The sequence below is a fragment of the Roseicyclus mahoneyensis genome (genome assembly GCF_003148775.1).
GTDB lineage: Bacteria > Pseudomonadota > Alphaproteobacteria > Rhodobacterales > Rhodobacteraceae > Roseicyclus > Roseicyclus mahoneyensis.
Genome location: NZ_QGGW01000011.1, coordinates 29,893 through 41,462, shown reverse-complemented (window position 1 = coordinate 41,462; position 11,570 = coordinate 29,893). Strand labels below are relative to the sequence as shown.

The 11,570-nt window shown below is 66.5% G+C and carries 12 protein-coding genes and 1 riboswitch; of the genes, 1 reads left to right on the top strand and 11 read right to left on the bottom strand.

From position 1 onward, the window contains the following. Positions 1-7: 7 nt before the first annotated feature. From C7455_RS17390 to trmB, 6 genes are all read right to left on the bottom strand, one after another. Positions 8-229 carry a DUF350 domain-containing protein gene (locus tag C7455_RS17390; protein WP_109670399.1) on the bottom strand — a complete coding sequence of 74 codons (222 nt, stop codon included), beginning with the start codon at positions 227-229 and terminating at the stop codon, positions 8-10. A gap of 16 nt (positions 230-245) precedes the next feature. After that, positions 246-431 (bottom strand): hypothetical protein, encoded by a 186-nt coding sequence (locus C7455_RS17385; protein WP_109670397.1) that lies wholly within the window; start codon positions 429-431, stop codon positions 246-248. Between the two features lie 4 nt (positions 432-435). After that, positions 436-1,704, bottom strand: a complete 1,269-nt coding sequence (locus C7455_RS17380; RefSeq protein ID WP_109670395.1) for a DUF4178 domain-containing protein — start codon at positions 1,702-1,704, stop codon at positions 436-438. Then, complete coding sequence (locus tag C7455_RS17375) at positions 1,701-2,327, bottom strand: DUF4178 domain-containing protein (protein WP_109670394.1); 627 nt, start codon at positions 2,325-2,327, stop codon at positions 1,701-1,703. The genes C7455_RS17380 and C7455_RS17375 overlap by 4 nt, the downstream gene beginning before the upstream one ends. A gap of 110 nt (positions 2,328-2,437) precedes the next feature. Further along, positions 2,438-3,808 (bottom strand): aspartate aminotransferase family protein, encoded by a 1,371-nt coding sequence (locus C7455_RS17370; RefSeq protein ID WP_109670392.1) that lies wholly within the window; start codon positions 3,806-3,808, stop codon positions 2,438-2,440. Between the two features lie 184 nt (positions 3,809-3,992). Then, on the bottom strand, positions 3,993-4,700 hold the full coding sequence (gene trmB, locus C7455_RS17365) for a tRNA (guanine(46)-N(7))-methyltransferase TrmB (protein ID WP_109670390.1): 708 nt from the start codon (positions 4,698-4,700) through the stop codon (positions 3,993-3,995). Positions 4,701-4,834: 134 nt separating this feature from the next. On the opposite strand from trmB, the gene C7455_RS17360 reads away from it, so the two are divergent. Then, on the top strand, positions 4,835-5,968 hold the full coding sequence (locus C7455_RS17360) for a site-2 protease family protein (protein WP_109670388.1): 1,134 nt from the start codon (positions 4,835-4,837) through the stop codon (positions 5,966-5,968). 21 nt (positions 5,969-5,989) lie between these two features. Here the strand turns inward: C7455_RS17360 and metK are convergent, their stop codons facing one another. The 5 genes from metK to C7455_RS17335 all read right to left on the bottom strand — a co-directional run bounded on the left by metK (position 5,990) and on the right by C7455_RS17335 (position 11,567). Beyond that, the gene (gene metK, locus C7455_RS17355) at positions 5,990-7,171 is read right to left on the bottom strand and encodes a methionine adenosyltransferase (RefSeq protein ID WP_109670386.1); all 1,182 of its coding nucleotides are present in this window, start codon (positions 7,169-7,171) and stop codon (positions 5,990-5,992) included. A gap of 10 nt (positions 7,172-7,181) precedes the next feature. Continuing rightward, positions 7,182-7,229, bottom strand: a riboswitch (SAM-SAH riboswitch). A 16-nt stretch (positions 7,230-7,245) separates the two neighbouring features. Beyond that, positions 7,246-8,790 (bottom strand): apolipoprotein N-acyltransferase, encoded by a 1,545-nt coding sequence (lnt, locus tag C7455_RS17350; protein WP_245904400.1) that lies wholly within the window; start codon positions 8,788-8,790, stop codon positions 7,246-7,248. Beyond that, positions 8,787-9,686: a transporter associated domain-containing protein gene (locus C7455_RS17345; protein ID WP_109670384.1), complete on the bottom strand. Its 900-nt coding sequence runs from the start codon at positions 9,684-9,686 to the stop codon at positions 8,787-8,789. The genes lnt and C7455_RS17345 overlap by 4 nt, the downstream gene beginning before the upstream one ends. 43 nt (positions 9,687-9,729) lie before the next feature. Continuing rightward, the gene (gene ybeY, locus C7455_RS17340; protein ID WP_109670470.1) at positions 9,730-10,227 is read right to left on the bottom strand and encodes an rRNA maturation RNase YbeY; all 498 of its coding nucleotides are present in this window, start codon (positions 10,225-10,227) and stop codon (positions 9,730-9,732) included. A gap of 47 nt (positions 10,228-10,274) precedes the next feature. Next, entirely contained in the window at positions 10,275-11,567 is a 1,293-nt protein-coding gene (locus C7455_RS17335) for a flavin monoamine oxidase family protein (protein ID WP_109670382.1), read from the bottom strand. Between the last annotated feature and the right edge of the window lie 3 nt (positions 11,568-11,570).

The window sequence follows — 11,570 nt, the reverse complement described above, 5'->3', positions numbered from 1 at the left end:
GACCGGATCATCCGGAGACCACGACCGCCGCGATGATGATCGCCATGGCGATGAAGATCGAGGCGATCAGGACCGCAAGCGCGACGTTCTGATCCTCTTCGATTTCCTTGATGATCGGGAAGGGAGTGACGATGTCGATCACCTTCCAGCAGATATACATCAGCCCCATGCCGATGCTTGTGTAGAACAGCATCGACACGACCTCGGAAAGAACGATTCCGTCCAGCATCACGTTTCCTTTTCTGTCATTTCACGCGCCCGAAAAATCCGTAGCCGCCAGCGGTGCCCGTGCCGGTCGAGCCGGTGCGCACCGAGGGGGCGGCCGCCGCCAGATCGCCGCTGGTCCGTCCGACCCCGTACCAAGACATGTAGCCGGCCCCGAGCACCAGGGTCGCGCAGCCGGCCAGGATGACAAGGCGGAAGGGGCTCATCGCGTCACTCCTCGTGCCAGTCGCTGCCGGCAAAGCGGAACTTGTCGTGGATCGCGCGCCGCGCCTTGAGGTAGATCCAGCCCAGAACGAACAGCCCGCTCACCACAAACAACCAGAAGGACGTGGCTTTGCCCTCGTCGATGCGAACGGACATCGAAGTGCCGCCAGTGCCTTCGGCACGCCCCAGCGTGATCTGATGCGTCCCGGCTTGTTCAGCACGGAAGCGCAGGGTCGCGCCGCGGTTGCCCTCGCTCCAGGAACCGTCGCTGTCGCGGCCGGAATAGTACTGCACCAGGCGGCCGCCCTCGACCAGGGTGGTGCCGTCGGGGTTGGTTATCTGGGCGCCGATCACGACCCAGTCGTTGCTGACATCGGTGTCGAGGCGCAGGCTGGCGATCTGCGCTGTATTCGACATGTTGAAGGCGAAACTGGCCGGCGCCTGACCGATCGGCACTTGCTGCTGGTCGAGCACGCGGGGGCCCGAGATCACACTGAAGACAAGCGCCAGCACGAAGGCGGCAATCGCCGAGAGGCCGACGATGCGGCGGGCGAACGCCTCCTCCGGGAAGGGTTGGTAGGGCGAGAGCGGATGGCGCGACTCTGCCCCCGGCGGGAGTGTCGCGCCCATCTCGCGTGCAGTGGCGTCGCGCGGCAATAGAGTGGTCATCTCCACCTCGCGCTCGGTCTTTCCGTCGCGCAGGCTCAGCATGGCATCGGGTCCGAGCAGGACCACGGCGGTCGTGGTCTCGCCCAGTTCGGGGACCCAGTTGAATTCGCCCTCCATGAAGTCGATCTCGGAGGTGGAGGTCTCGTAGTATTTGTAGCGCTGACCGCGGTGGTGACGGACAGGCGGGCTGTCGGCGATCTCGACCCCGGCGGAGGAGACCCATTGGCCCATATTGAAATCGCGTATCTTGCGCGAGAAGGTGAAATGCCCGCTTTCCCAGGTCAGCCAGGCGTAGCCGTGGGTGGGCGAGAACACCTGATGTTCGACCCAAGCCGCGGTGCCGCCCTTCCAGCGCTCGACCTTGCCGATGGTGCCGATGACGGTGAATTCGACGCCTTCGTAGGTCAGGGTCATGCCGATCTGCACCGGGCTGTCGGGATGATCCCGTTTGCCGATCGAGGTCAGGACCTTGTAGTTGTCCTGCGCGTCCAGCACCGATCCGCAATAGCCGCAGACCTGCGTCAGAACGCGCCCGCCGCCGAGCACCGAGAGCCCCGCACCACACTGGGTGCAGTTGATCGAGGACAGGCCCTGTGCGCGGCTCATCCGGTCTGCCTTTCGACCTTGATCTCGAACGGGTCAAGCCATTCGCCGACAAACCACGTCTCGCCGCCGTCCCAGACCTCGCCCGACAGGAGCGTGCCATCCCCGCCGCTGGCGTTCACGAAGCGGTGCCGCTCGCCCAGTTCGATCCGCTCGGGCAATTCACCGCGAAAGGCAGTGGCGGTCGCCTCGTCCATCTCTGTGACGGTGTAGACCTCGCCCTCGATCCGCACCTGCACGCCGAGGCGAAGCTCGCCCGCCAGACCGGCGCGAACGGCGGCGGGTGCGAGGCTGCGCTGGATCACCACATCGCCCTCGTCGATGGACAGCCATGCCCCCGCACCGTCAGGGGTTTCAGCCCACATCTCGTCCCAGAAGCCGCGCCCGTAGTCGTATCGGACATGGCCCAGCACGGTCCAGCGGCTGCCGATGGCCTCGACCGTGTCGCCGATGCCGATCAGCATGGGTGTTTCGTGCATCTCGCCGTGATTGCCGATCGGGGCGAGCGCGTCTCCCTCGCGGAAGAGGGTGGTGTCGCAAGACGGGCAGTCGAACATCCGGGTGGACCGGCGCAGGCCATCGAAACCGTAACCGCAATTCGGACAGGACACCGGGTCAGACGTCATCGGGAGGGGACAATCGGCAAAGGTTTCAATCAAACTGGCGACAGCCTAACCGTGCAACCGCCTGTCGGTAAAGGGGGAAGTCACTGGTGGACCTCCCCCCTTGACAGGTGTCAGCCCAACACTTCGGCGATGGCCTCGGCCGTGGCCGTGACCACCGTATCGGCCTCGCCCCGGCTTAGGCACAATGGTGGCGCATAGCCCAAGATGTCGCCCTGCGGCATCGCCCGCGCGATCACGCCGCGCCGGGCCATCGCGCCCACGATCTGCGGCACGATCTTGTCGGCGGGCGCAAACCCTTCGCGCGTGTCGCGGTTCTTGACCAGTTCGACCGCTGTCAGCATGCCCTCACCGCGGACCTCGCCGACATGGGCATGCTCGCCCAGCGCGTCCGCCATGGTGCGGGTGAGGTAAGGGCCGACCTCGCCCGCGTTCTGCACGAGGTTCAGGCTGTCGACGAGCTTGAGGTTGGCGATGCCCGCCGCCGCCCCGATGGGATGGGCCGAATAGGTCCAGCCATGGCCAAAGGGGCCGTTCTCGTCCGTGCCCTGTTCCAAGACTGCCCAGACCTTGTTCGACACGATGGAGCCGGACATGGGCGCATAGGCGCTGGTCAGACCCTTGGCGATGGTCATGATGTCGGGCTTGAGCCCGTAGTGCGGCGAGCCGAACATGGAGCCGAGACGCCCGAAGCCCGTCACGACCTCGTCGGCGATGAGCAGGATATCGTGTTTCTCGAGGATCGGGGTGATCGCCTCCCAGTAGCCTTTCGGGGGTGGGACAATGCCGCCGGTGCCCAGCATTGGCTCGGCGATGAAGGCGGCGATGGTGTCGGCGCCTTCCTTGGCGATCAGCTCTTCCAGATCGGCGGCGCATTGGGCGCTGAACTGTTCCTCGGTCTGGGTCACGTCAGCCCGGCGGTAGTAGTAGGGCGAGGTGGTGTGGCGCACCGTGTCGAAGGGCAGGTCGAACTTCTGGTGGAAGAGCGCGAGGCCCGTGAGCGAGCCCGACATGAGGCCCGATCCGTGATAGGCCCGCCAGCGCGAGATGATCTTTTTCTTCTGCGGACGCCCGAGTATGTTGTTGTAATACCAGACCAATTTGATGTTGGTCTCGTTGGCATCCGATCCGCCAAGGCCGAAATAGACCTTGGACATGTGGTCAGGCGCGCGGTCCATCACCATGTGCGAAAGCGTGATCGACGCCTCGGTGCCATGCCCGACATAGGCGTGATAATAGGCCAGTTCGCGCGCCTGATCAGCGATGGCCTCGGCCACCTCCTGCCGACCGTAGCCGATGTTGACGCAGTAAAGCCCGGCAAAGGCGTCGAGCAAGCGGTTGCCGTCGCGGTCGGTGATCCAGCAGCCCTCGCCGGTCTTGATGATGCGGCCCGCCGCCTCGCCGCGAGCGTGCTGGGCGAGGTGGGTCGTGGGGTGCATGAAATGGTCACGGTCCCATTTCGCAAGCTGATCGTTGGTGAGCATGGCTCTCTCCTGTCTGCCGGGCTTGCGATGAAGTATCGGGCTGGACAGGCGGGATGCAACCCTGAGGTGACGAAACGCCGGGGCTTCCGGCGCGTCGTCTGGCAAGGCGGGCGAAAAACTCGAGTTTTCCGTGCGGGAAAGCTGCGGTTTTCCCGGTCGTTTTGCCGCAGCAAAACGTGCCCGCTCAGCCCTCCCGCCGAAAGGTCAGGTAATGCGGCACGCGGCCCTCGCGCAGGGCCTTGAGCTCGTAGCGGGTGGAGATCCAGTCGGACCAAGGATGGTGCCACCCGTCCGGCACGGCGGTCAGCAACTCGAAGCCTGCCCGAGGCACCTCCTCCAGCGTCTGGCGGACGTAATCGGGGATATCCGTCGCCACCCGAAACTCCGCACCGGGCTTGAGAACGCGCGCCAAGGGCTCAAGATGATCAGGCGTGACAAAGCGCCGACGGTGATGGCGCGATTTGGGCCAAGGGTCAGGGTAAAGCAGAAAAGCCTTGGAGATCGACGCGTCGGGCAGCACGTCGAAGATGTCGCGCACATCGCCGGGAAAGACCCGCAGATTGTCCACGCCTGCACGCCGGATCTTGCCCAGCAACATGGCGACGCCGTTGATATAGGGCTCGCAGCCGATGATGCCGGCTTGAGGGTTCAGGCTGGCCTGATGAACCATGTGTTCGCCGCCGCCGAACCCCACCTCCAGCCAGACCTCGCGGCCACCAAAGATCGCCGGCAGTTCGAGCGCCGTGCGGTCGGGGTTCGCCTCCCAATCGACCGCACCGGGGCTGAGCGCGTCGAGATCTTCGTGCAGATAGACCTCCTGGCTGTCGCGCAGATGCTTGCCCTTGCGGCGGCCGTAGAAGTTGCGGTGCGGGCGCTCGGGCGTGTCGGGCATTGCGGACTTTCGGGCTTGGCTCTTGGCGTCGGGGTCTAGCCCGGCGGGCGGCTGGCCTCAATCCCCTGCCCGACCTTACCTTTGGGGGCACGAATGATTATCTCTGACAAGGACCGCGCAGAGAAGGGCCACACATGTTCGGACATTCGGTCAAGCTGTTCACGCTCATGGGCTTCGAGATCAAGATCGACGCAAGCTGGCTGTTGATCGCGGCCCTGATCGTCTGGAGCCTGTCATCGGGCTATTTTCCGCAAGTCTTGCCGGGCCTGTCGCAGAGCGCCTATTTGATACTGTCGATCACCGCGATGCTGGCGCTTTTCGCCAGTCTCATCTTGCATGAACTGGCCCATTCGCTGGTCGCGCGGCGATACGGGCTGGGGATCGGGGGGATCACGCTGTTCCTGTTCGGGGGTGTCGCGGAACTGGTGGATGAACCCAAAAGTGCCGCATCGGAATTCTGGATCGCCATCGCCGGCCCGATCATGAGCTTCGTTCTCGCAGGCCTCTTCGGGCTTGCGGCCCTTGTGGCGGGGGGCGCGGGGGTTGTTGGCATCCTTTTGGGATATCTCGCCTCGATCAACCTCGTGCTCGCGGTGTTCAACCTGATCCCGGCCTTTCCGCTCGATGGTGGCCGCGTCCTGCGGGCATGGCTCTGGCAACGCTCGGGCGACATGCTGGAGGCGACGCGCAAGGCCAGCGGGGCGGGCACCGTTCTGGCCATTGGCCTGATGGGGTTGGGGCTGTTCTCGGCACTGTCGGGCGGCGGGATCGGGGGCGCATGGCTGGTGCTGATCGGGTTCTTCGTGCTCAACGCCAGCCGCGGTGCCTATCAACGCCTGCTGGTGCAAGACAGCCTGAAGGGGCGGCGCGTGGCCGAGTTGATGACGCCCGACCCCTGGACGGCGCACCCCGACATGACACTGGCCGACCTCGCCGACCGGGTGATGATGGCCCATGCGGTCAGCTTTGCCCCCGTGGTGGGGGATGGCGCCGTGGTGGGGTATGTCGATGCGCAGCTGATGCGCACCATCGCGCGCGAGGAGTGGGCCAACACGACCGTTGGTGACGTGATGGCCGCCGTCGACGACTCTTGCCTGGTCGCCCCTCGCATGACCGCCGAGGACGCGCTGAACCGGCTGGCGCAGGGCCCGCATCGCAAATTGATCGTGGTGGAGGGGCGGCAGTTGCGCGGCGTGCTCAGCCTGCGCGACCTGATGGGCCATATCGCCGTGGTGCAGGCGCTTGGCGGGGCGCGGACGGGGCGATAGGCCCCGCCCGCCGTCTCAAGATCAGACCGACGCCGTCAGCGCGTCGATCAGATCGGTCTTTTCCCAGCTGAAGCCGCCATCCGCATCAGGCGCGCGCCCGAAATGGCCATAGGCGGCGGTGCGCTGGTAGATCGGGCGGTTCAGCGAAAGATGCGTGCGGATGCCGCGCGGTGTCAGATCCATGCTGGCGCGGATCGCCTTTTCGATCTGCACCTCGTCGGCTTGGCCGGTGCCATGGGTGTCGACATAGACCGACAGCGGTTCGGCCACGCCGATGGCATAGGACAGCTGGATGGTGCAGCGCGTCGCAAGTCCTGCGGCCACCACATTCTTGGCCAGATAGCGCGCGGCATAGGCGGCCGAGCGGTCAACCTTGGTCGGGTCCTTGCCGGAAAACGCGCCGCCGCCGTGGGGCGCCGCGCCGCCGTAGGTGTCCACGATGATCTTGCGCCCGGTCAGGCCCGCATCGCCATCGGGGCCGCCGATGACGAACTTGCCGGTCGGGTTGACCCACCAGTTCGTCGCCCCGGTGATCCATGCTGCGGGCAGAACCTCGCGGATGTAGGGCTCGACCACAGCGCGCACGTCGTCCGAGGTCATCGCCTCGTCCAGGTGCTGGGTCGACAGAACGATCGAGGTCACCTCGACCGGCTTGCCGCCCTCGTAGCGCAGGGTGAGCTGGCTTTTCGCGTCAGGCCCCAGCGACGGCTCGGCCCCCGATTTGCGGACCTCGGCCAGACGCCGCAGGATCGCGTGGGAATAGAGGATCGGTGCCGGCATCAATTCAGGCGTCTCGTCGACGGCATAGCCGAACATGATGCCCTGATCGCCCGCGCCTTCGTCCTTGTTGTCGGAGGCATTGACGCCCTGCGCGATATGGGCCGATTGCTCGTGCAGCAGGTTCGTCACCTCGACGGTGGCATGGTGGAACTTGTCCTGCTCGTAGCCGATGTCGCGGATGCACTCGCGCGCGATGGCGTCGATGCGGCCCATGTATTCGGCCAGCTTGGCCTGATCGGACAGGCCGACCTCACCGCCGATGACGACGCGGTTGGTCGTGGCAAAGGTTTCGCAAGCGACGCGCGCCTCGGGTTCCTCGGCGATGAAGGCGTCCAGAACGGCATCGGAAATGCGGTCGCAGACCTTGTCGGGGTGCCCCTCCGAAACGGATTCGGAGGTGAACAAATAGTTTTCGCGGGCCATGTGGTGAGAGTGCTCCAATGTTGAATGTCCCCACGCCAGGAAGCCGTTGTGGGGTAACATCGTCGCCTACGCCGTTATCCGCGCCCGCGCAATGCCCCGGGCCAGCGCGCCCCCAGCAACGCGCCCCCTGTTGCAAAAAGAACAAGCAAAAGCACCGGCAGATCGCCCGACCGGGCGTAAACCGTAGGCGGCAGCGCAGGCGGCAGGGCTGCATCGAGATACCCGGCCTCGTTCAAGGGCAGCGAGGCCAACACACGCCCGCGCCCGTCGATCACGGCAGAGACGCCGGTATTGGCCGCGCGCAGCACCGGCAGACCCTGCTCGGCGGCCCGCAACCGGGCGATGGCCAGATGCTGATAGGGGCCGGAAAAGCTGCCGAACCATGCGTCATTGGTCAGGTGAACCATCCAGTCGGGGCGGTCGACCTGCCGGATGTAGCCCGGGAAAATCGCCTCGTAGCAGATCATCGGAAAGGCGCGGCCAAGGCCAGCTCCCATGTCGAGCAGCGCGGGGCCGGGGCCGGGGCCATAGCCGCCCGCCAGAACCTCGGCCATCCCGCGCAGGCCCAGCGCCTCGGCAATGGCACCGCCCGGCATGTATTCCCCGAAGGGTACAAGGTGGTGTTTGTCGTAGACCTGCGCGATGCGCCCGCCCGGCGACAGCAGCGCCGACGTGTTGCGGGCCCCAAACCCTTCGAAGCGCTGCGCCCCGAGCAGCACCGGCGCAGAACCCGCCGCCCCGGCGATACGGGCGCGCACGGCGTCGGAGCGTTCCAACAAGACAGGCATGGCGGTTTCGGGCCAGACCACCAGATCGGGCGCGGGACCATTTGCCAGTGGCGGCGCGGATGTCAGGTCCAGACCGCGCTCGAAGAAGACCTCGATCATGTCGGGCCGCCATTTCAGATGCTGCGGCGCGTTGGGCTGCACCAGCCTGACCACCGGTGCATCGGGGTCGGGCCCCGCTGCGGACGGCGCCATGACCATGGCCAACAATGTGGCGACGACAGGCAAGGCAGCAGGCAAGACAACCAGCCGCGGCCGCGCGATCAACGCCGCAGCACAGGCCGCAGCGATGCCCATGACCACCGCCGTCAATCCATGCGGCCCCACCAGGGCCGCAAGAGCAAGCAGCGGCGAGCCGATCAGGATGTGCCCCGGATGCGCCCATGGAAAGCCTGTCAGCACCGTGGCGCGCAAGGCTTCGGCCAACACCATCGCACCGCCGAACACCAAGATCCGCGGCGCCGCGCGGCCGGTGCCTGCAACCCGCGCCGCCCCCCAGCCTGCCAGCATCCAGAACAGCGCCATGCCCCCTGCCATCAAGACCACGGCAAAGGGCGCCATCCAGCCATGGCGCGCGGCATCCACGAAGAAGGGCGCAGCGATCCAGTGTAGCGCAACGGCAAAATAGGCGGTGCCCCCGAGCCATGCCGTCAAGGCCGCCCGTGGCGCGGTCGGGGCGGCCCCCACGGCGACGCACAGACCGGCAAATCCCGCCCACCCCAAAGGCCAAAGGCCAAAAGGGGCAAGACCAAGGGCCCCGACGGCGCCGCTCAGACCGGCAAGCCAAAGGCCGGACGGCAGAAGCCGGCACAGGCCCCCGGACTGCTGGATCACCCGGCAACACCTTTCGGCACGCGCACGCGCAACCTCTTTATTCGGCGCGGATCGGCGTCGATCACCTCGAATTCCACACCCGAGGGATGGGGCACGACCTCGCCACGCGCGGGCACACGGCCCGACAGGAGGAAGACGAGGCCACCGAGCGTGTCCACCTCTTCCTCGTCATCGACTTCCGACAGCGCGATGCCCAGTTCCGCTTGAAACTCGTCGAGCGGCGCGCGCGCCAGCGCCAGCCACTGGGTCTCGCTCTCGCGGGTCCATGGTTGCGCCTCTTCGATGTCGTGTTCGTCCTCGATCTCGCCGATGACCTGTTCGATCAGGTCCTCGATCGTGACCAGCCCGTCGACCCCGCCATATTCGTCGATCACCAGCGCCATATGGGTGCGCTCGGTCTGCATCTTGGTCAGAAGCACGCCGATCGGCATCGATGGCGGCACATAGAGCAGCGGCCGCATCATCGTGCGCAACGAGAAACTGTCGTCCACGCCGTTGAAGCCGAAGCGCAGAGCCACGTCCTTGAGGTGCACAAGCCCCAGCGGGCTGTCGAGCGTCCCCTCATAGACCGGCAGGCGGGTCATTCCGCTGTCGCGGAACACCTTGAGCAGACCCTGCAGGTCCTCGTCGCACGATACGGCCTCGATCTCGGCGCGGGGGATGGCCACGTCATAGACACGCATCCGACGCAGGTTGGACATGCCGAACTGGGGCTGGATCACACCCGCGCTGCCGCCCTCTTGCGGTCGCTCACCGGTGTCGGAGCCGCTTGTCTCGGCTTCGTCGCCATTGCCAAACAATCTTGCGAAAAACCCCTGCCTTTGCGGCCCGGGATCGTCTGCCTCTTCCTGCGCGCCACGCGCCGCAGGAGACGAGGGATCTGGGTTCGAGCTCATGGCTCCTTTCCGAAACTGCACAGGCCCGTTGCGGCCCGCAGCGTCAATATGGGTCAGGTAGGCCCAGTCTTGCAAGGATGCGGGTCTCCAGACCCTCCATCAAACCCGCATCAGGGTCGGTTATGTGATCGAAACCCAACAGATGCAGCAGGCCGTGGACCAGAAGATGGGTTAGATGATGCTCGAAAGGCTTGCCCGCCTCGACCGCCTCGCGGGTCAAGACGCCATGGGCCAGCGCGATATCGCCCAATTCCTCGGGCGGACCGTCACGGTCGGCCTCGGGCAGATCGGGCATCGCGCCGGGCGTTTGCGCGCCGCGCTCCTCCGAGGGCCATGACAACACGTTGGTGGGCGTAGGCTTGCCACGAAACTCGGCGTTCAGTGCAGCGATGCGGTCGTCACCGCAGGCCAGGATCGACACGCAGAACCCCGCCGGGTCGAGGCCCAGCGCATCCAGCGTCGCCTCAAAGGCCGCGCGCGCCGCCGCTTCCAGCGCCGCCTCGTCCCATGCGTCGTTCTCGATGAGAATATCGATCTCCATGGGGCGCGCCATGCACCGCCACGGGGTCCACGTCAATGGACAGGCTATCAGGTAACGTCCCAGATCGCATCGGCGGCCGCCAGCCCCGATTGCCAGGCGCCACCCAATGTGGTGGCCAGCGGCCCGGGCGCAGCCTCTCCCGCAAAGAAAAGGCGGTCCTCAAACGGTTCGGCGTAATCCGCGCGCGCGTCCTCGGCGCCGGGGACGACACGCGACCAAGGGCCAAGACTGAAGGGATCGGCGGACCAGTCGTGGCTATCGGTTGCCAGCGCCTCGATGCGCAGGTGATGGCGCAATGTCTCGCGCGCGGCCTCGGCCAAGGACGCCGGGCCGCTGGCCGCAAGATCGGTGGCCAAGGCCCCAGCGAAGATGACACTGGCGAGCGGCGCGCGCGGATCAAAATGGAGGAGGGCCCCCTGCCCCGCCAGAAGCCGCGGCACATCGGTGGCGAATTCCGCCGCATCGGGCAGCGCGTGCGGCAGGCGCAGGCCGACCTTGACGAACTCCGCCGCGCCCAGCGCGGCCCATGCGCCCTGTCTGGCTGGTGACAGGGCGGGGGTGATCGTGATGGCCCCGGAGGCAAGCGCCATGGGCGGCAGGGTCACGACCACGACGCCGGCGCGCAGCGTGCCGAAGGGGCCCGAGACCGCCACATGATCGGCGGGGCGCAGGTCGATGGCGGTGACAGCATGGCCCAGATGCAGCGGCAGTCCCTCGGCCAGATGGGCCAGCAGCCCGCCCGGACCGCCCGCAACCAGCCGATCCTCGCCCGCCGTTTGCATTGCCGCGTCAGCCAGTGACACCGCTTGAGGGTCTCCACCCATCGACAGCGCGACAAGAGCGACCGCCGCGCGGTCCATCCGGTCGGCCCCGGCGATATCGGCCATCGTGGCAGCCGGGGCAGCTGTCGACACGGCGCTGTCGATCCGGTCGTCCAGTCGGTCGAGAGCCGCCAGAAGCGCCTCGGCCGTCACATCGAGCGGGGTATTGCCGTCAAGCGCGGTCAGGGCGTCGTAGAGGCTGTCGGTCAGGGCGAGGTCAAGCTCGGCGGCACGGCGGGCCAGCGGGTTGGCACGGCCATTGTGAAGCCATTGCGCGCCGCGGTCCCAGGGAAGGCCCAGCGTGCCCGCATCGGTCCAAGCCCTGCCGCCGACGCGGTCGCGCGCCTCGAGCAGGCGCACGTCGTATTCCCATTCGGTCAAGCGGCGGGCGGCGGCGATGCCTGCGGCCCCGGCACCGATCACCACGACATCGGCATCCAGCAAGGGCTGGGCCCGGACGATGCGGGGCATCGCAAGCGTAGCCCCAGCGAAGGCGAGAAAGGCGCGGCGGCCGGTCATGGG

Coding starts and splice junctions, on each gene's coding strand:
- C7455_RS17345 (WP_109670384.1), bottom strand. CDS start 9,686: ATGAGCTCGAACCCAGATCCCTCGTCTCCTGCGGCGCGTGGCGCGCAG.
- C7455_RS17385 (WP_109670397.1), bottom strand. CDS start 431: ATGAGCCCCTTCCGCCTTGTCATCCTGGCCGGCTGCGCGACCCTGGTG.
- C7455_RS17380 (WP_109670395.1), bottom strand. CDS start 1,704: ATGAGCCGCGCACAGGGCCTGTCCTCGATCAACTGCACCCAGTGTGGT.
- C7455_RS17375 (WP_109670394.1), bottom strand. CDS start 2,327: ATGACGTCTGACCCGGTGTCCTGTCCGAATTGCGGTTACGGTTTCGAT.
- trmB (WP_109670390.1), bottom strand. CDS start 4,700: ATGCCCGACACGCCCGAGCGCCCGCACCGCAACTTCTACGGCCGCCGC.
- C7455_RS17390 (WP_109670399.1), bottom strand. CDS start 229: ATGCTGGACGGAATCGTTCTTTCCGAGGTCGTGTCGATGCTGTTCTAC.
- metK (WP_109670386.1), bottom strand. CDS start 7,171: ATGGCCCGCGAAAACTATTTGTTCACCTCCGAATCCGTTTCGGAGGGG.
- C7455_RS17370 (WP_109670392.1), bottom strand. CDS start 3,808: ATGCTCACCAACGATCAGCTTGCGAAATGGGACCGTGACCATTTCATG.
- ybeY (WP_109670470.1), bottom strand. CDS start 10,227: ATGGAGATCGATATTCTCATCGAGAACGACGCATGGGACGAGGCGGCG.
- C7455_RS17360 (WP_109670388.1), top strand. CDS start 4,835: ATGTTCGGACATTCGGTCAAGCTGTTCACGCTCATGGGCTTCGAGATC.
- C7455_RS17335 (WP_109670382.1), bottom strand. CDS start 11,567: ATGACCGGCCGCCGCGCCTTTCTCGCCTTCGCTGGGGCTACGCTTGCG.